This window comes from Achromobacter sp. GQ309 (genome assembly GCF_059759315.1).
The window spans coordinates 121485-145273 of the sequence record NZ_JCAXDP010000009.1 but is presented as its reverse complement, the minus strand read 5'-3'; the positions used below and the strand labels follow the sequence as shown (position 1 = coordinate 145273).

Sequence of the window (23789 nt, the reverse complement as noted above, 5' to 3'; positions counted from 1 at the left end):
CAAGGCGGCGCATTCTTGATGGAGACTGGTAATGCCCCCGATGGAACTGGCGTCCCACGCCGCGCCTGCGGCTTCGTCGCCGCCCGAGTCCCGCGAAACCGCTCGCGCGTATGCCAAGGTGTTCTGGCGGCTGGTGCCGTTCCTGATGCTTTGCTATGTCATCGCCTACCTGGACCGCGTCAACGTCGGCTTCGCCAAGCTGCAGATGTCGCAGGACCTGGGCTTCAGTGAAACCGTTTTTGGTCTGGGCGCCGGCGTCTTCTTCATTGGCTACTTCCTGTTCGAAGTGCCCAGCAATCTGCTGATGCACCGGCTGGGGGCGCGCATCTGGATCGCGCGCATCATGATCACCTGGGGCATTCTGTCAGGCATGTTCATGTTTGTCGAAACCCCGACGGGCTTCTACATCCTGCGCTTCCTGTTGGGGCTGGCCGAAGCCGGGTTCTATCCCGGCGTGATCCTGTACCTGACCTACTGGTACCCGGCCCACCGCCGCGCAAAGATCATCGCGCTGTTCATGTCGGCCATTCCCGTGGCGGGCATCTTCGGCAATCCGCTGTCCGGCTGGATCATGGAGGCCTTCCATGGCATGCACGGCTTGCAGGGCTGGCAATGGATGTTCCTGATCGAGGCCGTGCCGGCGCTGGTGATCGGCGTGGTCACGGTGATGTATCTGGACAATGGCATCGCCAGCGCCAAATGGCTGAGCGACGACGAAAAGAAGCTGCTGACGCGCGAGATCGAACAGGACCAGAAGGAGACAGGCACGCAGAAGCATTCGCTGCGCGCGGTGTTCGCCGACACGCGCGTGTGGTGGATGTGCCTGATCTACTTTGCCTTCGTCGCCGGCCAGTATGGCTTGACGTTCTGGATGCCCACGCTGATCAAGTCCACGGGCGTGACGGGGGCGTTCAACATCGGCCTGCTCAGCGCCATCCCCTTTCTGTGCGCCATCGTCGTGATGAACCTGCTGGGCCATTCCGCGGACCGCCGGCGCGAGCGCCGCTGGCACCTGATCGTGCCGGCCCTGGCGGGCGCCGTGGGCTTCTCTGCGGCGGCTTCTTTCGCCGACAACACCGTGGTATCGCTGGTGTTCCTGTCCATGGCGGCCGCGGGCGTGCTGACCTGCGCACCGCTGTTCTGGTCGCTGCCGACCGCGTTCCTGTCCGGCACGGCCGCCGCCGCCGGCATCGCTATCGTCAACTCCGTGGGCAACTTGGCCGGCTTTGCCAGCCCCTACATGATCGGCTACCTGAAGGACCTGACCAGTTCCACTGCGTCCGGCATGTACGTGCTGGCGGGCGTGCTGGTCATTGGCGCCATCGCGGTCTGGTTCACGCCGGCCAAGCTGGTCAACCGCTAGCGCGGCGTCCGCAATCACCTCTGCATCAAAGGAACCGACATGCCGCGCCTGGCCGCAAACCTCAGCATGATGTACACGGAACATCCCTTCCTGGAGCGCTTCGCCGCCGCGGCGCATGACGGGTTCACGGGGGTGGAATTCCTGTTTCCCTACGATTTCACGGCGGCCGAGATCCGATCGCGCCTGGATGCGCACGGCCTGACGCAGGCCCTGTTCAATGCGCCGCCGGGTGACTGGGCGGCGGGTGAGCGCGGCATCGCATCGCTGCCTGGACGCGAAGACGAGTTCAAGCGCGGACTGGACCAGGCGCTGGAATACGCCGCGGTGCTGGGCAACCGCCATCTGCACGTGATGGCAGGCCTGATCCGTCCCGGCCAGGACCGCGCGGCGCACCGGGATGTCTACGTCAGGAACCTGGCGCTTGCCGCGCGCACGGCCGCCACCGCTGGCGTGACCGTGGTGATTGAACCCATCAACACGCGCGATATTCCCGGCTTTTTCCTGAACCGGCAGGACGACGCGCAGGCCATTCGCCATGACGTGGGCGCGGACAACCTGAAGGTGCAGTTCGACATCTACCACTGCCAGATCGTCGAAGGCGACATCGCCATGAAGCTCGAACGCGATATGCCCGGCATTGGCCACATCCAGATTGCGGGCGTGCCAAACCGTCACGAACCCGATCTGGGCGAACTGAACTACCCCTACCTGTTCCAGCGTATCGACGCGTTGGGCTATCAAGGCTGGATCGGCTGCGAATACCGCCCGCGCGCCGGAACGTCCGAAGGCCTGGGCTGGGCCCAACCCTATCTCACCCATCGTTGAGCATTCCATCATGAAGATACTGATCACCGGCGGCGCCGGATTCCTGGGCCAGCGGCTGGCGCGCAAACTGCTCGAGCGCGGCACGCTGTCGCTGGAAGGCGGCATGCCCCAGACCATCACGCAAATCGATCTGCTGGACGTCGTGACGGCGGATCTGCAGGACCCGCGCGTACGGTCGCTGGAAGGCGACATTGCCGACCCGGCGGTGCTGCGGCAAGCCATCGATACCGAGACGCGCGCCATTTTTCATCTGGCCGCCATTGTCAGCGGACAGGCGGAGGCGGACTTCGATCTGGGCATGCGCATCAATCTGGACGCCTCGCGCGCGTTGCTGGAAACCTGCCGCGCGCTGGGCCACAAGCCTCGCGTCATTTTCACCAGCTCCGTGGCGGTGTATGGCGGCAATCTGCCCGACACGGTGCGCGACGACACCGCGCTCAATCCGCAATCGTCCTACGGCACGCAGAAGGCCATCGCCGAACTGCTGCTGGCCGACTACACGCGGCGCGGGTTCGTCGATGGCCGTGTGCTGCGCCTGCCGACCATCAGCGTGCGTCCCGGCCGCCCGAACGCCGCGGCGTCGTCGTTCGCTAGCGGCATCATCCGCGAACCCCTGAATGGCGAACCAGCCGTGTGCCCGGTTGGCGCGGACACGCGGCTGTGGCTGCTGTCGCCGCGTGGCGCGATCGCTGCCTTGATCGCAGGCTGCGAGCTGGATGCCGACGCGATGGCGGACCGGACGCCGATCAACCTGCCTGGCGTGTCAGTCACGGCGGCCGAGATGGCGCAGGCCTTGCGCGAGGTCGCGGGCGACGAGGTTGCCGACCGCATCAGCTGGCAGGCGGACGCGCGTGTCGAGCGCATCGTCGGCAGTTGGCCGGGGCGTTGGGACACGTCGCGCGCCACCCGTCTTGGCCTGACGGGCGATGGCAGTTTTGCCGACATCGTCCGCGCCTACATGGCCGACGACCTGAAGCGTTGAGTCGCCGCCTTTCCCTTTTGCATCCCGCTTCCGGACAACGAACGACATGAGCAAACCCACAGAAACACCGCGCCGCGTTGGCGTCATCGGCCTGGGCGCGATGGGCGCGGGCATTGCCCAGAGCCTGCGCCGCGCCGGGTACGCGGTCCACGTGTACGACATTCGCGCCGATGCCGCGGCGGCCTTCGCGGCGCAGGGCGGCGTGGCGTGCGCCAGCCTGGCGGACATGGCGCAGGCCTGCGATATCGTGGTCAGCGTGGTCGTCAACGCGCAGCAGACCGAGTCGGTGCTGTTTGGCGACGACGGCCTTGCCGCCGCGCTGCGGCCCGGATCGGTATTCGTCATGTGCTCTACCGTGGACCCCAACTGGTCCGTGGCGTTGGAAGGGCGCCTGGCTGAGCAGGGCATCCTGTATCTGGACGCGCCCATCTCCGGCGGCGCGGCCAAGGCGGCCGCCGGCCAGATGACCATGATGACCGCCGGCAGCGCGGCCGCCTACGAGGCTTGCGGGTCAGTGCTGGAATCGATGGCGGGAAAGGTATATCGGCTGGGCGACCGCGCGGGCGCGGGCAGCAAGGTCAAGATCATCAACCAGTTGCTGGCCGGCGTGCACATCGCGGCCGCTGCCGAGGCCATGGCGCTGGGCCTGCGCGAAGGTGTGAACGCCGATGCCTTGTATGAGGTCATCACGCACAGCGCGGGCAACAGCTGGATGTTCGAGAACCGCATGCCCCACGTGCTGGCGGGCGACTACACGCCGTTGTCCGCAGTGGACATCTTCGTGAAGGACCTGGGGCTGGTGCTGGATACCGCAAGACATACCCGGTTCCCGCTGCCGCTCGCGTCCACCGCGCACCAGATGTTCATGCAGGCGTCGTCGGCCGGCCATGGCCGCGAAGACGACAGCGCGGTGATCAAGATTTTCCCGGGCATTTCCCTGCCGGAGGCCAAATGACGATCAAGCTGGGCTGCATCGCCGACGATTTCACGGGCGCCACCGATCTGGCGAACAATCTGGTCCGCGCGGGCATGCGCACGGTGCAGACCATCGGTACGCCGGGCGAGCCGCTGCGGGACGACGCGGACGCTGTGGTGGTCGCGTTGAAGACCCGCACGCTGCCGCCCGGCGAGGCCATCGCGCAATCGCTCGCAGCGCTACAGTGGCTGCGTGCGCAAGGGGCCGAACAGATCTACTTCAAGTACTGCTCCACGTTCGACAGCACACCGCAGGGCAATATCGGCCCGGTCACGGATGCGCTGATGACGAGCCTGGATACCGCTTTCACCATCGCGACGCCGGCGTTTCCCGACAACAAGCGCACCGTGTTCAAGGGCTATCTGTTCGCGGGCGACGTGCTGCTCAACGAATCCGGCATGCAGCATCACCCGCTGACGCCGATGACCGACGCCAACCTCGTGCGGGTGCTGGCGGCGCAAACGTCGCGCCGCGTGGGCTTGATCGATTACAGCGTGGTCGCGCGCGGCACCGCCGCCATTCGTGAACGCATCCAGGAATTGATGTCGCAGGGCATCGAGATCGCCATCGTCGACGCCGTATCCAACGACGACCTGCTGGCACTGGGCCCGGCGCTGCACGGCATGCCGCTGGTGACGGCCGGTTCCGGTGTGGCCATCGGATTGCCCGGCAACTGGGGGCTGTCGGCCACGGGTTCCGCCGGCGTGGTGCGCGCACAAGGCTTGCAGGCCGTCGTGGCGGGCAGTTGCTCCGCCGCGACGAATGCGCAGGTGGCGGCCTTCATTGAAAGCGGCCGGCCCGCGCTGGCGCTGGATCCCATGAAGCTGGCCGCCGGCGAGGACGTGGCGGGGCAGGCGCTGGCCTGGGCCGAGCCGCGCATGCAGGACGGCCCGGTGCTCATCTATTCCACGGCGCAGCCTGACGCCGTCAGGCAAACCCAGGGCGCGCTGGGCGCGAGCCAGGCGGGCGCCATGATCGAAGCGGCAATCGCGCGCATCGCAGCCGGATTGGTGGAGCGCGGCGTACGGCAATTGATCGTGGCCGGCGGCGAGACCTCGGGCGCGGTGGTGCAGGCGCTGGGCCTGGAGCAGATCACGATCGGCGACCAGATCGATCCGGGCGTGCCGTGGTGCGCCGGTTATGCGCCGGTGGCGCAGGCCGACATCAGCATCGCGCTGAAGTCCGGCAACTTCGGCAGCCGGGATTTTTTCACGAAGGCGTTTCGCTAGCGGCCTGTGCAGGCCGGGGCGGTGCAGTCCGCGGCAATGTAGTCCGGTATCGCGCTTCAGTCCGGCTCAGCGGTGCGCCTGGCTCAACCGCTTGGCGGCATTGACCATGTGAATGCGGGCGGCTTCCCGGGCGCCGTCCACATCCTTGCGCCGGATGGCTTCGACGATGGCGATGTGTTCCTGCAATACGTCGCGCATCAGATTTGCATGGCGCGCCTCGTTGCCGCGGGTGACGCGTGTGGCGGCTTCCAGGAACTGGCTGACGAACGCAAGGGTGGTCAGAAAGTACGGGTTGCCGGTGGCGCGCGCAATGCTGCGGTGAAAGGCCACATCTTCCTTCACGCCATCTCCGCCGTTGTCCACGGCCTGCGAGATCGCAGCCAGCGCCGCGTCGATCTCCACCATGTCCTGCTTCTTGCGGCTGGCGGCGGCTTGCGCCGCCACTTCGGTTTCCAGGGCGCGGCGCAGATCCACGATATGCAGCACGGCCTCCAGCGACGAGAGCTCGGCCGCGTCGATTCGCAGCGCCCGGTTGCCGGTGTGCCCGGTGACGAAGACGCCGCTGCCTTGCCGGGCTTCGACCACGCCATCCTGGCGCAGCCGCGACACGGCTTCGCGGATCACCGTGCGGCTGACGCCAAACTGTTCGGCCAGCGCGGATTCCGTGGGCAGCTTTTCACCGGGCAGCACGCGTCCTTCGTCGATCTCGGCGAGTAGACGTTTGGCGACCGTGTCGGTCAAGGTGGGAACAGCGGGAAGTCGGGGAAACGCCATGGACGGGGAGTGGGGGGAGAAACAAAAAGGCCCGTCTCGACGTCATCGGCGGGGCCATCGGCAATAGTAACCCGGTCTATCGGCGGGTTCGCCTAGGTGCCGTCGGCATGGGCTGCCTGCGCGTCCAGGAGGCAATGCATGAAGCATTGCGCGGCCGGCGTTGGGGGCGAGTCGGCACGCGTCAGGACCGACACGCGCGCCGCGGGCAGCGGATGATCCAGACGGACCATGCGTAAACCGCGCGGCAGCAACTGATGATCGAAAAGATTGCGCACGAAGATGCCCAGCGCGTCGCTCTCCGCAATGATCGCCAGCGCCACCGCGATGGACTGGCAGGGAATCACGTCGCGCGGGGGCGGCAACCCATGCGCATCGAACGCCAGCCGCAGCAGGTTCGCGGGGGCTTGAATATTGCCCGGCAGCAGCCATAGCGCATCGTGCAGCTCGGCCAGCGTGCGCGCACCGCGCAGCGGATGGCCCGCGCGTGCGCCCACCGCCAGCGGCAGTGTGAACAGCGTGGTCCGCGCAAACCCGTCGTCGATGTCGCCGTCGTATTCGGTCTGCACCAGGAAGTCGTAGCGGCCGGATTCCAGCTGCTCGTGGCTGTAGGGCGGCGCGACCTCGTTGAAGGCCACCGAGACGCGCGGCATGCGTGCGCGAAACGCGGCCAGCGCGGCGGGCAGGACCGTCAGCGCCGCGGAACTGATGGCCAGGTTCAGCGTGCCGCCTTCGCCGTCGCGCATCTGGCCGATCTCCTCTTGCGCCTTGCGGGCTTCCTGCAGGATCAGCACGGCGCGCTTGTATAACGCTTCCCCGTAAGTGGTCAGTTCCACGCCCTTGACGCTGCGGCGCACCAGCTCCGCGCCCACGCTCTGCTCCAGCTCCCGCAGGCTGCGGGTGGCGGCGGGCTGGGTGACAAAGAGCGCCCGCGCCGCGGCACGGATGCTGCGATGCTCGGCAATCAGCACAAAGGCGCGGAGTTGGCGCAGGTTCATGGGCAAGTCGTTCCGGATTGGGCGGGCAGGGCTATAAGCAAAAGTGCTCATCGCGACAAAAATACTGTCTTTTGCTTATCGTGCGCCATCCGTATATTCACGGCGGTGGGGCGCGCAAAGCGATCCGGACGCACGGACCGGCGGCCCCGCACCGGACATCAAGGGGAAAACAATGTCTATTGCCATCGCCGCAGGCGGCCCGGGGTTGTACACGCCGTCGATGCGCCGCCGCGTCATTGCCGGCACCACCATCGGCAACGCGCTCGAGTTCTTCGACTTCACCGTCTTCACGTTCCTGATGCTGGTCATCGGGCCGCTCTTCTTTCCCGCGGCATCCGGCTACGGCCAGTTGCTGCTGACCACCGCCACCTTCGGCGTGGGCTTTCTGATGCGGCCCGTGGGCGGCATGCTGATCGGCTCGTACGCGGACCGGCACGGCCGCCGCGCGGCCATGACGCTGACGCTTTGGCTGATGGGCCTGGGCTGTGCGCTCATCGCCGTGGCGCCGACCCACGCGCAGATGGGCGTGCTGGGACCCGTGCTGATGGTGCTGGCACGGCTGATCCAGGGCTTTGCGGCGGGCGGCGAGGTCGGCGCCTCGACCACGCTGCTGGTGGAACACGCGCCGCCCGGCAAACGCGGCTTCTATTCGAGCTGGCAGTTCGGCAGCCAGTCGCTCGGCGTGATGCTGGGCGCGCTGACCGTAACGATCCTGACGGCGGCGCTGACTAAGGAAGAAATGCAGGCCTGGGGCTGGCGGGTGCCGTTCGTGATCGGCATTCTGACGGTGCCGGTGGGCGCCTACATCCGCCGCAATCTGGAGGAAACGCTGGAACCCGCGCCTGCCGCCGGCGCCAGAACCACCGCTGCCGGCCACCAGCCGCTGCGGCGCGTCTTTGCCGACCACAAGCTCACGATCGTCAAGGGCATCCTGCTCGTGATCGGCGGCATGGTGTGCGCGCAGATCATCGGCTTCTACATGCCGGCTTACGCCACCAAGGAACTCGGCCTGCCTGCCACGTCCACGCTGTTTGCTAGCGTCGTGCTGGGCGCGATCGGTTTCGCGCTGGCGCCGTTCGTCGGCATGCTGGCGGACCGCGTGGGGCGCAAGCGGGTGATCTTCTGGTCGCGAGCCGTCACGGTCTGCGTGCTGCTGCCGTGCTTCCAATGGCTGGTGTCGGCGCCCAGCACCGGGCGGCTGATGACGGTCATCGCCCTGCTGGCCGTGCTGCTGGCGCTGCAGACCGCGCCCGTCATCACGATGCTGCCCGAACTGTTTCCGAAGGCCGTGCGCACCACGGGCATGTCCGTGGTGTACGGTCTGGGCATCTCGGTCTTTGGCGGCTTCGCGCAATTCTTCGTGACGTGGCTGCTGCACGTGACCGGCAACCCGATGGCGCCCGCGTGGTACTTGATGGTCACCGTGACGCTTTCCACCGTGGTGCTGTTCTGGATTCAGGACCGCACCGGCCATGACATCGACAGCCAGGAGCCCTGACATGCAATCCGTTGAACGCTACTTTTCCAGCAGCTACGCCCAGGCGCGCGAACGCTTCCTGGCGGCCGCCGCGCCGCTGGCCACGCAGGTTGCGTCGTACGGCATCGCGGCCGTGGGCAGCCAGGGCGAGCCGCTGGCCACCGACGTGGCGCTGATCGGCGATGCCGACGCGCAGCGGCTCCTGATTGTGACGTCGGCCACGCACGGCGTGGAGGGCTTCTGCGGATCAGGTTGCCAGCTTGCGCTGCTGGATGACGCGCCGATGCTGGAACGCGCGCGGCAGGCAGGCGTGGCGCTGCTGCTGGTGCACGCCGTGAACCCGTACGGCTTTTCGTGGATCGCTCGCACCGACGAGGGCAACGTCGACCTGAACCGCAATGCCCAGCCCTTCGACGGCCGCGCGCTCCCGGCCAATCCAGGCTATGGCGAGATCCACGAGCTGCTGTTGCCGCAGGAATGGCCGCCTACGGAGCAGAACCGCCAGGCCATCGCCCGCCATATCGAAACGCACGGCCTGGCCGCCACGACGCAGGCAGTGTCGCGCGGCCAGTACACGCATCCGGATGGCCTGTTCTATGGCGGCGCGGGGCATTCGCCGTCGCTGCTGACCCTGCGCGACATCCTGCGAACCCACGCCAGCCGCCACGCGCACATCGGCTGGATCGACGTGCACACGGGCCTGGGGCCGCGCGGTCACGGCGAGAAGATCTACGCCGGCCGGCGCGACGACACGGAAGTGGCGCGCGCGCGGCAGTGGTGGGGCAGCGACATCGCCGTGCCGTATCAAGGCAGCTCGGCCTCGGTGGACATCACGGGCCATCTCGCGGGTCTCATCTACGACGCCTGCCCCGAGTCGGAACCGACATTGATGGCGCTGGAGTTCGGCACCAAGCCTTGGGACGAGGTGGTGCATGCACTGCGGGGACGCAATTGGCTGCGCGCGCATCCCGACGCCAGCGATGCCTTGCAACAGGACATCCTGCAGGCCACACGCGACGCGTTTTACTGCGGGCAGGAAGATTGGCAAGGCATGGTGCTGGGCCAGAGCCGCGTGGCGGTGCTGCAAGCGGTGTCCGGCCTGCAGGCTGCTGGGTAGCAGCGCGGCAGGTGTCGGGTAGCACCTGCGGCGGCGTTGCGCCGCAGTGGGTTGCACCGTCATCGGAGCTACCGCAGGGATAACCCGCGAGTTCTGGCGCGACGTGGGTTATCCCTACTTGAGCGGTGCAGCAACCCGTCGATATGCTTTGGTTAACCGTAGAGACCGCAGAGTCTTCGGAGGAGTTTCAAACCAAGCCGGCAGTTGCTGAAAGGAACCGGATTTGCATAGTGCGCCTCCTTTGGACTCAGCCGTCGCAGCCTCGCGGGAAAAGCCATTGCGCGTGATCCCGTGGGCCACGTGGCTGCACCGCGTTTTCGTGGTTCTCATGTATGCGTTCATGCTCAGCCCCATCGTGCTGGTGGTCTGGCTGAGCTTCTTCAAGGACGCCATCCTCTATTTCCCGCCATCGGGCTACACGCTCTCCTGGTACGTCAAGGCGTGGGAAAACCCCGCGTTCGCCAACGGCTTCATCTTCAGCCTGCAAGTGTCGCTGGTGGCCGCGTTCATCGGCGTGACGATGGGCGTGCTGGCGGCGGTGGCCATTGCGCGTTACCGCTTCAGTGGCAGCAAGGGCGTCAACACGCTGCTGCTGTCGCCGCTGCTGATCCCCGGCATTGTCGCGGGCGTGGCCGTCTATCTCTTTTACCTGCGCGCTGAAAACGTGCTGGATCAGGATCTGGTCGGCACGTTCGGCGGCCTGGTCATTGCGCACGTGTGCCTCACCATTCCGTGGACCGTGCGGCTTGTGACGGCGGGCATGGCCGGGCTGGACGGCTCCATCGAGGAAGCCGCGCGCAACCTGGGCGCAAGCGCGCCCAAGGCCTTCATGCGCGTGACGCTGCCGATGCTGCGGCCGTCCATCGTCGCCGCGGCGCTGTTCAGTTTTGTCGTGTCGTTCGAGAACCTGGAGCTGTCCCTGTCGCTGGTCGGCCCGGGGCGCACCACGCTGCCGATCGCGATCATGCAGTACCTCGAATTCAACCTGGACCCGACGATCGCGTCGGTGGCCTCGGTGCAAATCCTGCTGTTGGGCATCATCATGCTTGTGACCGACCGCTATGTGAAACTCAGTCAGGTGGTGTAAGAAATGGCGAAGGTCTCAATCGAAAACATCCGCAAGCAGTTCGGCGCGGCGGTCGCGGTGTCGGATTTTTCCCTGGAGATTGCCGAAGGCGAACTGGTCACCTTTCTGGGACCCAGCGGCTGCGGCAAGACGACCACGCTGCGCATGATTGCCGGCTTCATCACGCCCACGGCAGGGCGCATCCGCATCGGTGAAACCGACGTCACGCGGCTGCCGGTGCACAAGCGCGACACCGGCATGGTGTTCCAGCGCTACGCGCTGTTTCCGCACATGACGGTGGCGGAAAACGTGGCGTTCGGCCTGGAAATGCACAAGGTGCCCAAGGCCGATCGCGATGCAAAGATCCGGCGCGTGCTGGACATGGTGCGCATGACGGAACTGCGCGACCGGTATCCGCGCCAGTTGTCCGGCGGCCAGCAGCAGCGCGTGGCGATTGCGCGGGCGCTGGCGATCGAACCCAAGGTGTTCCTGCTGGACGAACCGTTGTCGAATCTGGACGCCAAGCTGCGCCTGGAAGTGCGCGAGGAGATCCGCGCGTTGCAACGGCGCCTGGGCCTGACCACCGTGTTCGTGACCCACGATCAGGAAGAAGCGCTGGCAATTGCCGACCGCATGGCCATCATGCACGACGGCATCGTGCAGCAGGTGGGCGCGCCCGACACGTTGTACGAGCGGCCCGCCAATCTGTTCGTGGCGGACTTCCTGGGCAAGATGAATGTCTTTACGGGACGCGGCCAGGCCAACGACCAGTTCGAAACCAAGGCCGGCCAGCGCATCGCCGCGCCGGGCGGCGGCAATGCCACGCATGTGGGCGTGCGGCCGGAACGTGTACGCCTGCAAGCGCAGCCGTCTGGCGGCAATGCGCTGCCAGGCGTCATCGAATCGTCGTTGTATCTGGGATCGGTGCTGGAGGTGCGTGTGCAGCTTGATGGCGGCGACCGCCTGATCAGCCAGATCGTCAATGCCGGCACGCGCGCCGCCCCGCCTACCGCCGGCGAGCGCGTGTATGCGTGCTTCGAACCCGACGACTGCGTCGCCTTCACGCAATAGGAGGCGCGATGACGACCGCAACGCAGGACGGACGCCCCAGCCGCTGGCTGGGCCCGGGGCTGGCCTTTCCGGCCTCGCTGGTGGTGCTGGTGATCATCATGATCCCCATCCTTCAGCTGGCGCGCTACAGCTTCAATCATTTCGACCCGGTCGAGATGATGCAGACCGCGTTCACGTTCGAGAACTACGCCAAGTTCTTTGGCGACCCGTACTACCGCGACATCTTCTTCACCACGCTGGGCATCGCGGCGCTGTGCACGGTGCTGGCGCTGGTGCTGGGCTTTCCGGTGGCGTACTTCCTGGCGCGAACGCAAAGCCGCTACAAGAGCCTGTTCGTGATCCTGCTGGTGTTTCCGCTGATGGTGGGCAACGTGGTGCGCGCGGCCGGCTGGATGGTGGCGCTGGGCAACGCGGGCGTGGTCAACGCCGTGTTGCAGGGGCTGGGCATCATCGATAAGCCGCTGACGCTGATGTACACGCCGACGGCGGTGGTGATCGGCACCACGGCGGTGGTCATGCCGTACCTGATCCTGACGCTGCAAAGCGTGTTGGAAGGCATGGACCTGTCGGTGGAAGAGGCCGCGCGCAACGTGGGCGCCAGCTTCTTCACCACCTTCCGGCGCATCGTGCTGCCGATCGCCGCGCCAGGCGTGGCCGCGGGCACGATGCTGGTGTTCATCCTGTGCATGAATGCGTACGCCACGCCGGTGCTGCTGGGCGGTTCCGGGCTGACCATGATGGCGCCGGCGCTATACGACCAGATCACCAAGGCCTCGAACTGGCCGTTCGGCGCGGCGCTCGCAGTCATATTGGTGTGCGGCACGCTTGTCATTGCCCTCTTTTCGAACTGGCTGATTCACCGGCGCTATATCAAGACGATGGCGTCCTGACCTGGATACCCCGATAAGGAAATTCTCATGTCTGCTGTGCTGTTCAAGAATGCGAACCTGCTCGATCCCCTGCAGTCCGACCTGCTGGAGGGGCACCACGTGCTGGTCGAGGATGGCGTCATCAAGGAAGTGTCGGACAAGCCGATCAGCGCTTCCTCGGCGCGCGTGATCGACGCCGCGGGCCGCACGCTGATGCCGGGTCTGATCGACCTGCACGTGCACGTGCTGGCCACGCAGTTGAATCTGAGTACGCAGGGCGTCCTGCCGGACGCGCTGGTGATGATGCGCGCGGTGCCCATCATGGCCGCCATGCTGCGCCGGGGCTTCACCACCGTGCGCGACGCGGGCGGCGCGGGCTGGGGCCTGAAGTGCGCGGTCAACGAAGGTACGGTCAAGGCACCGCGCCTGTTCATCTCGGGCCGCGCCATCAGCCAGACCGGCGGCCACGGCGATCCGCGTCCGCGCTCGGATCACCTGCGTCCCATGAGCTTTTGCGGCTGCTGCTTCCGTGCGGGCGATATCGGTCGCGTCGCCGACGGCATCGACGACGTGCGCAAGGCCGTGCGCCAGGAACTGCAGATGGGTGCGGACCAGATCAAGATGATGGCTTCGGGCGGCGTGGCCTCGCCCACCGATCCCATCGCCTCCTTCGGTTATTCGGAAGAAGAGATCCGCGTCATCGTCGACGAGGCGGCCAGCCGCCAGACCTACGTGATGGCGCATTCCTATACCGCCGACGCCATCGAGCGCGCCATCCGCAACGGCGTGCGCACCATCGAGCACGGCAATCTGGTCGATGAGCGCGTGGCGCGCTTCATGGCCGAGAAGGGCGCGTTCGTGGTGCCGACGCTGGTGACCTACGAGGCCCTGGCAAACGAAGGCGCCGATTACGGCCTGCCGGCGGACTCTGTCGCCAAGATCGCGACGGTGCGCACCGCAGGCCTGCATTCGCTTGAGATCTACAAGAAGGCGGGCGTGAAGATCGGCTACGGGTCGGATCTGCTGGGCCCGTCCCAGCGCCTGCAGAGCGACGAATTCCGCATCCGCCGCGAGGTGCTGTCCGCGCAGGAAGTCATCCAGTGCGCCACCACGACTGCCGCCGAAGTGCTGAACCAGGTCGGCCAGCTGGGCCGCATCCAGGAAGGGGCACTGGCGGACGTGCTGCTGGTGGACGGCAATCCGTACCGCGACCTGTCTTGCCTGCTGGGACAGGGCGAGCACATCGGCCTGATCATGAAGGGCGGCGTCATCGAACACAACGAGCTGGGAGTCTAGGAGCCATGAGCGATCCCACGTTTTCGCAGTCGGAAGTCGGCGAAGAGTCGCGTGACGTCAACGCGGCCAAGGGCTGGCATCCGCCTTCGGCGCCCGCGCCGCGCGACCGCGGCCTGGGACCGTTTCCGCGGCTGATCCTGCGCGGGGCCACGATCATCGACGGCACCGGCGCGCCGCCCTGGGGGCCGGTGGACATCGTGATCGAGAACGATCGCATCACGGCGCTGGTCAATGTGGGCACGCCGCACAAGGCCATCGATCCCAAGCGCCGGCCCGGTCCGGGCGACCACGAGATCGACTGCCACGGCAAGTTCGTCACGCCGGGCTTTGTGGACGCGCACGCGCACATCGGCACGCCGTATCACGCCATGAGCGGCATCGTGCCGCCCGCCGACTACATCTACAAGCTGTGGCTGGCGCACGGCGTCACCACCGTGCGCGAAATGGGCGCGATGGGCGGCCTGGGCTGGACGATGGAGCAGCGCGAGCTGTCCGCCGCGAACCAGATCGCCGCGCCGCGCATGATCGTGCATTCCGTGTTCCCGGCGGTGAACGATCGCGTCAAGACCATCCACACGCCCGAGCAGGGCCGCGAATGGGTGCGCAAGCTGGCCGCGCGCGGCGCGGACGGCATCAAGTTCTTCGGCGCCCCGCCCGCCATCATGGAAGCGGCGCTGGACGAGGCGGCCAAGGTAGGCCTGCGCTCGGGCTGCCATCATGCGCAGATGGCAGTGACGCGCGTGAACGCGATGAAGTCCGCGCGCTGGGGGCTGACCAGTTCCGAACACTATTACGGCCTGCCCGAGGCGCTGTTCGAAGACCGCGTCGTGCAGTCGTTTCCGACGGACTACAACTACAGCGACGAGTATTACCGCTTTGCGGTGGCCGGCCAGACCTTCATGCAGGCCGCGCAGCCGGGGTCGGCCAAGTGGCGCCAGGTCATGGACGAGTTCCTGGAACTGGGCCACACCTTCGTGCCCACCTTCAACATCTACGACGCCAACCGCGACCTGATGCGCGCGCGCCGCGCGGACTGGCACGACGAGTACACGTGGAAGGCGGTGTGGCGATACTTCCAGCCGCAGCGCGGCGGCCACGGCGCCTACTGGTATCGCTGGAGCACCACCAACGAGATCGAGTGGAAGCAGAACTACCGGCTATGGATGCAGTTCATCAACGAATACAAGAACCTGGGCGGACGCGTCTGCGCGGGCAGCGATTCGGGCTTCATCTATCAGATCTATGGATTCGGCTTCGTCCGCGAACTTGAGCTGCTGCAGGAAGCGGGCTTTCATCCCATCGAGGTCTTGCGCGCGGCCACGTCGCACAGTGCGGCGTTGCTGGGCATCGATGACGACACCGGCTCCATCGACGTGCAGAAGCGCGCCGACCTGCTGATCCACGACCAGAACCCGCTGACCGACTTCAAGCTGCTGTTCGGCACGGGCGCCATGCGGCTGAACGACGACACCGCCAAGGTCGAATGGCAGCGCTGCCTGCAGACCACCATCAAGTCGGGCGTGGTGTACGACACCGCCGAGCTGCTGGCCGACGTGCGCGCGATGGTCCGCGACAGCTGGGCCGACGATCCGGATGGCGAGCGTCCGCCGACCGGCGGCGCACCGTCGGGATCGCCATGCGACACGGGCGAGGACGCACCCTGATGGCCATCGACCTGTTCCTGTTGTGCGGGTTTCTGGGCAGCGGCAAGACCACGCTGCTGGTGGACTACCTGCGCGATCCGGAATCGCGTGACACCGGCGTGATCGTCAACGAGGCCGGCGAGGTCGGCGTGGACGGGGCCATCGTGGCCAATGACAGCGACAACGTGCCGATGACCTTGATGGCCAACGGCTGCGTGTGCTGCTCGCTGCGCAGCGACCTGGTCTACACGCTGAGCGCGCTGCTGGACGCGCCCCGCCCCGAAGGCGAAGGCCCCTTGCAACGCGTCATCCTGGAATGCAGCGGGCTGTCGCGGCCCGGCCCGATCATCGCGTCGCTCGCGGATCCGGAACTGGCCAGCCGCGGCCTGCGGCTGACGGTGGTCTGCACCGACGATTGCGCGCGTGATCCCGACGCGCTGGCCGAGATGGACGAGGCCATGGCGCAGTTCGGGGCGGCGCATCGCATCGTGCTGACCAAGACCGATCTGCTGCCGGCCGTTCCCGGTGCGCTGGGCGCTCGTGCCGCGCGTGCCGAGGCCCTGAATCCGCTGGCCGTCGTTGTCGCGGAACCGGATCGCACCCGCGCCGTGCGGGCCGCGTTCGCGCCGTCGCAAGGCACGTCCGACCTGGCGGGGTTGGCGGCGCGGATGCTGTCGGCAGGCGGGCAGGGCGCGGCGCATCCGCGCATTCGCGTGATGGCGGCGCGCGCGCAGCCCGGCATCAGCTGGACCGATTTTTCCGAATGGCTGGACAACCTGGCCGGGCTCTGCGGCGACCGCCTGCTGCGCGTCAAAGCCGTGGTGCGCGTCAGCGATTGCGAGGAACCCATCTTGATCCAGTCCGTCGGCTCGACCTTCAGCCTGCCGCAGCGGCTGACGCGGCAGCCGGATGCGCGCGACGCGATCATCGTGATTGCGCGCGACATCGAGGCCGAGGAAATCCGTGCCTCCGCGCCGCATGCGCCGGTCGACATGCTGGTCTGAACACCGTTGAATCCAAGGCCGCGCGGCCAGACTGGCCTGCCGCGCGGTGCACCGTAGCTAGTCGTCAGTTCTTTTCGATACGAGGTTGTCATGCAAGAGAAAAACCTGAATCGCCGTGGCTTCATCAAGACCGCCTCCGGCTTGGCGCTTGCGCCCGCCCTGGGCTGGCTGCCCGGCATGGCCCACGCCGCCGAAAAGGAAATCGTGGTCGGCACCTGGGGCGGCGACTACCAGAACCTGCTGCAGCAGATCATCAATCCCATCGTCGCCAAGCAGGACGTGAAGGTGGTCTACGACACGGGTAACGCCGTGGGCCGCGTCACCAAGCTGCGCGCCGAAAAGAACTCGCGCCGCGGCAGCATGGACGTGGCGCTGCTGGGTGAAGTCGATATGTACGACGCCGAGCGCTCCGGCACGCTGGAGCCCCTGGACGTCAAGAAGCTGCCCAACCTGGCCAACGCGATCGACACGCTGAAGACGCCGTACTCGATTCCGCACATCTTCAGCGCGATGACGCTGGTCTACAACACCGAGAAATTCCCGACGCCGCCCGATTCGCTGCAGGTGCTGCTGGATCCCAAGTGGAAGGGCCAGGTCGGCTTCTCCGACATTCTTTATCTCTACAACTCGGTCTTCGTGGGACTGGGCGCGGACGGCACCACCAAGGACTACGAGGGCGGCAAGCGGTTCCTGGCCAAGCTCAAGCCGAACGCGCCGCGCATCTACCCGTCCAATGAAGCCGTCGCGGCCGCCTTCAAGTCCGGCGAAATCGCGATCGCCGTCATGTGGAAGGCGCGTGCGCTGCAATGGAAGGACAGCGGACTGCCGCTGGGCTTCGTGATTCCGAAGGAAGGATCGGTGCCGGTGTCGTTTGAAGCCGCCGTCGCCAAGAACAGCCGCAACAAGGACGCGGCGTGGGCGTACCTGAACGCCATGCTCGATCCCCAGGGCCAGATCGGCTTTGCGGAAAAGATGGGCTACGCGCCCACCGTCACCAACGCGTCGCTGCCCGAGGCATTGAAGCGCGTGGGCTTCTCGGATGCCGAGGTCAAGCTGCTGCACGCGTACGACCTGAAGGGATTGACCGAGAAGAAGGCGGAGATGCTGGAGTTCTGGAACAAGGAGTTCAAGGCGGGTTGATACGGACGCGGGACGTCGTTTCCCGCGTTTGCGCCACTGACCGCTTCACCGAAGCGCGATTCCTGCAGGGGAATCGCGCTTTTTCGTTTCCGGACGCCGCTGCATGCGTAGTGAAATGTTATATCATCCGCCTGCTGGTTTGTAATGATATAACATCCGAGAGAGTAAAGATGAACGGTAAGAAGCTGGGGATGGGGAAAGCGCGCGGCAAAGCATCGCGCGTTCGAGCGGTTGGCCGGGCGCCCTTGAAGCCGCTGGTGTGCTCGCTGATGCTGATGGCGCCCGTCGCCCAGGCGCAGACCGAAGGCGAGACCCGCACGCAGACCGTGGCGCCGATCACGGTCTCCGCGAATCCGCTGGGGCTGGACCTGAACAGCACCACGCTGCCGGCCTCGGTGCTGGAAGGCGATGCGTTGATCGAGCAGCGCAACGGCACGCTGGGCGAAACGCTCAAGAACCTGCCGGGCGTCAACAGCGACACGTTCGGCGGCGGCGCCAGCCGTCCGGTGATCCGCGGACAGACTGCTCCGCGCGTAAAGGTGCTGTCCGATGGGTCCGAAGTGATGGATGCCTCGGCCATCTCGCCCGACCATGCGGTGACCGTCGAGCCGCTGCTGGCCGACCGCATCGAAGTGCTGCGCGGCCCGGCCACGCTGCTGTACGGCGGCGGCGCGATCGGCGGCGTGGTGAACGTGATCGACAAGAAGATTCCGACCGAAGTGCCGGAAAAGGGCATCGCGGCCGAAGCGGAACTGCGCGGCGCCACCGGCACCAAGGAACGCGCCGGCGCGGTGGGCATCACGGCGGGCGAGGGCCAGTTCGCGGTGCGCGTCGAAGGCATGAAGCGCCGCACCAGCGACTACGACGTGCCGGACTGGCCCGGCGGCAAGCTGGAAGGCTCGTACAGCGAGTCGACGCAGGGCTCGGTCGGCATGTCGTGGATCACGCCGCGCGGCTACGTGGGCGTGGCGTTCACGCACCTGCAAAGCGAATACGGCCTGCCCGGCCACAACCACGAATACGAAGGCTGCCATCCGCACGGCACGCATCTGCATTGCGGCGGCCATGACCACGACCATGGGGACGAAGGCGAGGAAGGCCACGACCACGACCATGATCATGAACATGGCGGCGTGCCCTACGTGAAGCTGCGCAGCAACCGGATGGACCTGCGTGCCGAATACCAGGATCCGTTCGCAGGCTTCGAGAAGATCCGATTCCGCGGTGGCCTGACGGATTACCAGCACGACGAGATCGAGGGCGGCGAGGTCGGCACGCGTTTCAAGAACAAGGGCTACGACATGCGGGTGGAACTGCAGCACAAGCCCATCGCCGGCTGGCGCGGCGTGATCGGCCTGCAGAACGCATACAGCGATTTCAGCGCCGAAGGCGAAGAGGCATTCCTGCCGCCGAGCAAGACGCGTTCGAACGGCGTGTTCCTGCTGGAGGAATACCAGTTGAACGACTGGCGCTTCGAGCTGGGCGCGCGTCAGGACTGGCAGCGCGTGTCGCCGTCGGGCGGCGCGCCGCGCAGCAGTCTGTCGGGCACGTCGCTGTCGGCCGCCGCGATCTGGGACTTTGCGCCGCAGTATTCCGTGGCGCTGTCGCTGTCGCGCTCGCAGCGCCTGCCCAACGCGCAGGAGCTGTATGCGGACGGCATCCACATCGCCACCAATACGTATGAACTGGGTAATCCGGACCTGACGCGCGAAACGTCGCACAACATCGACCTGACGCTGCGCAAGCATTCGGGCGACACGACGTTCTCGGCAAGCGTGTTCCACAACCGCGTGAAGAACTACATCTACGCCAACACGCTGGATCGCTACGAGGACTTCCGCCTGATCGAATACACGCAGCAGGATGCGGAATTCACGGGCGTGGAAGGCGAACTGCGGCACCAGTTCACGCCGATCTTCTCGGCGGCGGTGTTCGGCGACTACGTGCGCGGCAAGCTCACGGGCGGCGACGGCAATCTGCCGCGCATTCCGGCCGGACGTGCGGGCGTGCGCGGCAACTTCAAGTGGCAAGAGTGGTCGGGCGGCGTCGAATACGCACGCGTGTTCGCGCAGAAGGACATTGCGGCCTATGAAGACACCACGCCGGGCTACAACATGGTCAACGCGGTGGTGGCCTATCGCGGCCAGTACGGCGCCACGGGCTACGAGGTCTTCCTGCGCGGCACCAACCTGCTGAACAAGCTGGCTTACAACCACGCCTCGTTCATCTCGACGGTTGCGCCGCTGCCCGGCCGCAGCGTGCTGCTGGGCGTGCGCATGACGTACTGACCCGGTTGGGTGCGGCGGCGGGCTGTGCTATTTTCGGCGGGTGCCGCTGTCCGCGGCGGCATCCCGCGCCAGGAGCCCGCCATGCTGAAGTTCGCCGCCAATCTGTCGATGATGTACACGGAACATGCGTTCCTGGACCGCTATGCGGCGGCCGCCGCCGACGGCTACGCGGGCGTGGAGTGCATGTTTCCCTATGAAGCGCCCGCCGCGTTCGTGCGCGAGCGCATGGACGCCGCCGGGGTGGCGCAGGTGCTGTTCAATGCGCCGCCCGGCATCAGCGCGCAAGGCGATCGCGGGCTGGCGGCCCTGCCGGGCCGGCAGGCCGAGTTCCAGGCCGGCATCGAGCAGGCCCTCTGTTATGCCACCGCGTTGTCTTGTTCCAATGTCCATGTGATGGCGGGCGTGGCGCCGCCTGATGCCTCGCGCGAGGCGATGCTGGACTACTATCACGCCAATCTCGACTGGGCCGCGCGCGAGGCGCGTTCGGCCGGCGTCACGCTGCTGATCGAGCCGATCAACACGCGCGACATCCCCGGCTATTTCCTGAACCGCCAGGAGGACGCGCACGCCGTCGTGCAGGCGGTCAATGCGCCCAACCTGAAAGTGCAGATGGACCTGTACCACTGCCAGATCGTCGAAGGCGACGTCACCGCCAAGCTGCGCGAGTACCTGCCCACCGGGCGCGTGGGCCACCTGCAGATCGCCGGCGTGCCGCTGCGCCAGGAGCCGGACCGGGGCGAACTCGATTACGGCTGGGTTTTCGGCGTGCTGCGCGAGTTGCAGTACACCGGCTGGATCGGCTGCGAGTACCGTCCCGCAGGTTCCACGTCGGCCGGACTGCGCTGGCTGAGCGCCGCGCGCGCCTGATCGGCAACAATCCTGCATTTGAAGTTCAAAAGGAGTGAGCGTCATGTTCCAGGGCGTGCTGCGCATGCTGTTTTCGGCGGCGCTGGCCGCGGCCATGCCGGCCGCGTCGTGGGCGGCCGACTATCCCGATCGGCCCATCCGGTGGCTGGTGCCGTTCAGCGCGGGAGGGGGCAGCGATCTGGCGACGCGCATCGTGGCCCGGCATGTCGGCCAGACGCTGGGGCAGCCGGTGGTGGTGGAGAACCGCCCGGGCGCCGCCACCATCGTCGCCGCGCAGGAGGCCGCGCGCGCCCAGCCGGACGGCTACACGGTGCTGACCGCGGGCATGAGCACGCTGGCGCTCAACCCGTGGCTGTACGACGATCTGCCCTACGATCCGCAGCAGCAACTGACGCCGGTGTCCACGCTGGTGGCGCTGCCCATCGTGCTGGTCGCGGCGCCTGATTCGGGCCTGCACACGCTGGACGACGTGAAGACCTACCTGAAACGCGAGCCGCCGGGCAGCTATGCGTCGCTGGGCGTGGGCAGCCCGCATCATCTGGCGATGGAACTGTTCATGGAAACCGTCGGCGGCCGCGCGACCGCGGTGCCGTACAAAGGGTCGCCGCCCGCGCTGCAGGACGTTGCCGCGGGCGTGGTGCCGCTGATGATGGCGGACCTGGCCGCCGCCCGGCCGCTGATCCAGGCGGGCAGGCTGCGCGCGATTGCCATGCCGTCCGCCAAACGGTCTGCGCAACTGCCGGGCGTACCGACGTTTGCCGAGGCCGGCGGGCCGATCTTCGAGGCGGCGGCCTGGCAGGGCGTGGTCGCGCCGGCCGGCACGCCCGCGCCCATCGTGGAAAAGCTCAGTCAGGCGATCCGGCAGGCGCTGACATCGCCGGATGTCGTCAGGCAGTTGACGCTGCAGGGGTTGGAGCCGACCGGCAGCACGCCCGATGCCTTTCGCGCGTACGCGCTGCAGGAGCACGAACGCTGGGGCGCGGTCATTCAGGGCAAGGGGCTTTCCGCGGAATAAGGGGCCGGGGTGACGCGTTGCCGGGCAAGGCGTAAACGGGACTTGGCGCTGGGTGAGAAGGGTTTGGGTAGCAAAGGGCGGGGTAACAGCCGCCGCAAGGTGTAACGCCGGCGTGCACGGCGGCGGCGCGGGCGTACGATGAAACGATGCGCATCCGGCCCGGACCGCGGGCGAGGAGACTGCCATGTCTTTGATCGTAGCTGCCCGCTTCGAGGGCTTTGAAGCCGCCAAGGCCGCCACCAGCCGCCTTGCCACCAGCGGCTTTCCCGACTGGGATATCCATACCTTCTACGTCAATCCCGCCGGCGAGCACGGCCGCTTTCCCTATGGCGGCGACCGGCGTTCCGACCCCGACGCGGGGCGCGCCGACATGGGCGCCTATCTGGGCGCGGGCGGCGTAGGGGCCGTGTTTGCGGTGTTCGGCGGATTCGTCGCGGCGGAACTCAGCGACTCCACTGCCGCAATACTGGCCGCGGCGGGTGTGGGCGCGTACCTCGGGTCGCTGTTCGGCGCGCTTTGGGTGACGGGGCATGGCACCACGCAGCACGGCCACTTCAATCCCGACTCTCATGCCGAGATCCGTCAGGCCGGGGTCATGGTCGCCGTGCGGGTCAGGCCGCAGCGCGAGATCCTGGCATGCCGCATTCTGCGCGATGCTGGTGGCGCCGACGTGGAACACGCCAACGGCCGCTGGCGCAACAACCACTGGGAAGACTTCGACCCGCTATCGCTGCCGCAGCGCGAGCCGGGTTTTGGTTGATGGCGGGGTCAAGGGCGATTGACCGCGGTAGTGTCAGACACCTGATGAGACAGTGTCCGCCCGCGAAGGGTGCCGATCAGTCAGGCGCAGGAATCGGCGCCTTGCGGCTGCGCTGCGCCGTCGCGGCGCAGCCGGCGGAGGCGATGATGATGCCTCCGATCGCCAGCCATTGCGTCTGCGACAGGTGTTCGTTCAGCACGACGACCCCGGCCAGTGCGCCCATCGCCGGCTCCATGCTCAGCAGCACGCCGAACGTCTTTTGCGGCAGCCGCCGCAGCGCCACCATTTCCAGCGAATAGGGCAAAGCGCTGGACAGGATGCCGACGGCCACGCCCGCCAGAATGAGTTTGGGATCCAGCAGCGCCATGCCCGCGTGCGCCGCGCCGACGGGCAGGGCGACCATCGCGGCCGCCAGCAGACCCAGCGATGTCGCCTGGCCGCCATGCACGTTGCCGGCCATCTTGCCGAAGATGATGTACAGCGCCCAGCACACCGCTGCCCCCAGCGCGTACGCGATGCCTTGCGGATCGAGGTCGTGGACGGACTGGCCGGTGGGAATGAGCAGGATCAGGCCGGCCAGCGCGCAGGCGATCCACACAAAGTCGATGGCGCGCCGTGACAGCACCACAGCCAGCGTCAGCGGTCCCGTGAATTCGATGGCGATGGCAATGCCCAGCGGCAGCGTTTTCAGCGCCATGTAGAACAGCAGGTTCATGCACGCCAGCGTCACGCCGTACAGGGCGATCTTCGCGGCATTGACGCGCGTCAGCGGAAAGCGCCACGGCCGCCAGAAGGCCAAGAGGATGATGGCGCCGATGACGATGCGATACGCGGTGGTGCCTTGTGCGCCCACTTCCGGAAACAGCGATTTCGCGAACGACGTGCCCACGCACAGCGAGGCCATGGCGCCGATCAGCGACAGGGTGGGGAGCAGGGTGGACGTGGCGCTGTTGTGTCCGTTGTTCAAGGTGGCGGCGGTCATGGAAGGCGGGGGTTGTGCAAAAACGCTTGTGTCAGGGATGTGGCGTGGAC

21 protein-coding genes are annotated in these 23789 nt (G+C 66.7%); 18 read left to right on the top strand and 3 right to left on the bottom strand.

Going from position 1 to position 23789, the window contains the following annotated elements; genetic code table 11:
- The first annotated feature begins 40 nt into the window (after positions 1-40).
- From AC6CIE_RS25260 to otnK, 5 genes are read left to right on the top strand one after another with little or no spacing between them, the layout of a single operon-like run.
- Positions 41-1363, top strand: coding sequence for an MFS transporter (locus AC6CIE_RS25260; RefSeq protein ID WP_498094526.1), 1323 nt, complete (start codon positions 41-43; stop codon positions 1361-1363).
- Between the two features lie 39 nt (positions 1364-1402).
- Complete coding sequence (gene otnI, locus AC6CIE_RS25255; protein WP_175139499.1) at positions 1403-2188, top strand: 2-oxo-tetronate isomerase; 786 nt, start codon at positions 1403-1405, stop codon at positions 2186-2188.
- Positions 2189-2198: 10 nt separating this feature from the next.
- On the top strand, positions 2199-3170 hold the full coding sequence (gene denD / locus AC6CIE_RS25250) for a D-erythronate dehydrogenase (protein ID WP_498094490.1): 972 nt from the start codon (positions 2199-2201) through the stop codon (positions 3168-3170).
- 46 nt (positions 3171-3216) lie between these two features.
- Complete coding sequence (gene ltnD, locus AC6CIE_RS25245; RefSeq protein WP_498094488.1) at positions 3217-4125, top strand: L-threonate dehydrogenase; 909 nt, start codon at positions 3217-3219, stop codon at positions 4123-4125.
- Positions 4122-5375 (top strand): 3-oxo-tetronate kinase, encoded by a 1254-nt coding sequence (otnK, locus tag AC6CIE_RS25240; protein WP_498094486.1) that lies wholly within the window; start codon positions 4122-4124, stop codon positions 5373-5375. Before ltnD ends, otnK begins: the two co-directional genes overlap by 4 nt.
- Positions 5376-5441: 66 nt before the next feature.
- Here otnK and AC6CIE_RS25235 read toward each other — a convergent pair whose 3' ends face one another.
- Both AC6CIE_RS25235 and AC6CIE_RS25230 read right to left on the bottom strand, forming a co-directional pair.
- Positions 5442-6149, bottom strand: a complete 708-nt coding sequence (locus AC6CIE_RS25235; RefSeq protein WP_175139503.1) for a FadR/GntR family transcriptional regulator — start codon at positions 6147-6149, stop codon at positions 5442-5444.
- Between the two features lie 92 nt (positions 6150-6241).
- Positions 6242-7144, bottom strand: a complete 903-nt coding sequence (locus AC6CIE_RS25230) for a LysR substrate-binding domain-containing protein (protein ID WP_175122122.1) — start codon at positions 7142-7144, stop codon at positions 6242-6244.
- A gap of 172 nt (positions 7145-7316) precedes the next feature.
- Here AC6CIE_RS25230 and AC6CIE_RS25225 point away from each other — a divergent pair, with 172 nt between their 5' ends.
- The 13 genes from AC6CIE_RS25225 to AC6CIE_RS25165 all read left to right on the top strand — a co-directional run bounded on the left by AC6CIE_RS25225 (position 7317) and on the right by AC6CIE_RS25165 (position 22757).
- Positions 7317-8642 (top strand): MFS transporter, encoded by a 1326-nt coding sequence (locus tag AC6CIE_RS25225; protein WP_498094484.1) that lies wholly within the window; start codon positions 7317-7319, stop codon positions 8640-8642.
- 1 nt (position 8643) lies between these two features.
- Positions 8644-9738 carry a M14 family metallopeptidase gene (locus tag AC6CIE_RS25220; protein ID WP_498094482.1) on the top strand — a complete coding sequence of 365 codons (1095 nt, stop codon included), beginning with the start codon at positions 8644-8646 and terminating at the stop codon, positions 9736-9738.
- A 277-nt stretch (positions 9739-10015) separates the two neighbouring features.
- Positions 10016-10825, top strand: a complete 810-nt coding sequence (locus AC6CIE_RS25215; protein ID WP_175122125.1) for an ABC transporter permease — start codon at positions 10016-10018, stop codon at positions 10823-10825.
- Positions 10826-10828: 3 nt separating this feature from the next.
- A complete protein-coding gene (locus AC6CIE_RS25210) occupies positions 10829-11875 on the top strand; it encodes a polyamine ABC transporter ATP-binding protein (protein ID WP_495602620.1) in 1047 nt (348 codons plus the stop codon).
- 8 nt (positions 11876-11883) lie between these two features.
- The gene (locus tag AC6CIE_RS25205) at positions 11884-12765 is read left to right on the top strand and encodes an ABC transporter permease (protein ID WP_175139508.1); all 882 of its coding nucleotides are present in this window, start codon (positions 11884-11886) and stop codon (positions 12763-12765) included.
- Between the two features lie 27 nt (positions 12766-12792).
- A complete protein-coding gene (locus AC6CIE_RS25200) occupies positions 12793-14040 on the top strand; it encodes a metal-dependent hydrolase family protein (RefSeq protein WP_498094479.1) in 1248 nt (415 codons plus the stop codon).
- Between the two features lie 5 nt (positions 14041-14045).
- Positions 14046-15704, top strand: a complete 1659-nt coding sequence (locus AC6CIE_RS25195) for an amidohydrolase family protein (protein ID WP_279973888.1) — start codon at positions 14046-14048, stop codon at positions 15702-15704.
- Complete coding sequence (locus AC6CIE_RS25190; RefSeq protein ID WP_498094477.1) at positions 15704-16687, top strand: CobW family GTP-binding protein; 984 nt, start codon at positions 15704-15706, stop codon at positions 16685-16687. The genes AC6CIE_RS25195 and AC6CIE_RS25190 overlap by 1 nt, the downstream gene beginning before the upstream one ends.
- A 90-nt stretch (positions 16688-16777) precedes the next feature.
- A complete protein-coding gene (locus AC6CIE_RS25185; RefSeq protein WP_175122131.1) occupies positions 16778-17827 on the top strand; it encodes an ABC transporter substrate-binding protein in 1050 nt (349 codons plus the stop codon).
- A 191-nt stretch (positions 17828-18018) separates the two neighbouring features.
- Positions 18019-20115 (top strand): TonB-dependent receptor domain-containing protein, encoded by a 2097-nt coding sequence (locus tag AC6CIE_RS25180; RefSeq protein WP_414631296.1) that lies wholly within the window; start codon positions 18019-18021, stop codon positions 20113-20115.
- 81 nt (positions 20116-20196) lie between these two features.
- Positions 20197-20982 (top strand): 2-oxo-tetronate isomerase, encoded by a 786-nt coding sequence (otnI, locus tag AC6CIE_RS25175; RefSeq protein WP_239214934.1) that lies wholly within the window; start codon positions 20197-20199, stop codon positions 20980-20982.
- Positions 20983-21025: 43 nt separating this feature from the next.
- On the top strand, positions 21026-21997 hold the full coding sequence (locus AC6CIE_RS25170) for a tripartite tricarboxylate transporter substrate-binding protein (RefSeq protein ID WP_495602622.1): 972 nt from the start codon (positions 21026-21028) through the stop codon (positions 21995-21997).
- A 184-nt stretch (positions 21998-22181) separates the two neighbouring features.
- Complete coding sequence (locus tag AC6CIE_RS25165) at positions 22182-22757, top strand: hypothetical protein (protein ID WP_498094475.1); 576 nt, start codon at positions 22182-22184, stop codon at positions 22755-22757.
- A 76-nt stretch (positions 22758-22833) separates the two neighbouring features.
- On the opposite strand, the gene AC6CIE_RS25160 is transcribed toward AC6CIE_RS25165, so the two are convergent.
- A complete protein-coding gene (locus AC6CIE_RS25160) occupies positions 22834-23739 on the bottom strand; it encodes an EamA family transporter (protein WP_239214938.1) in 906 nt (301 codons plus the stop codon).
- Positions 23740-23789 lie beyond the last annotated feature (50 nt).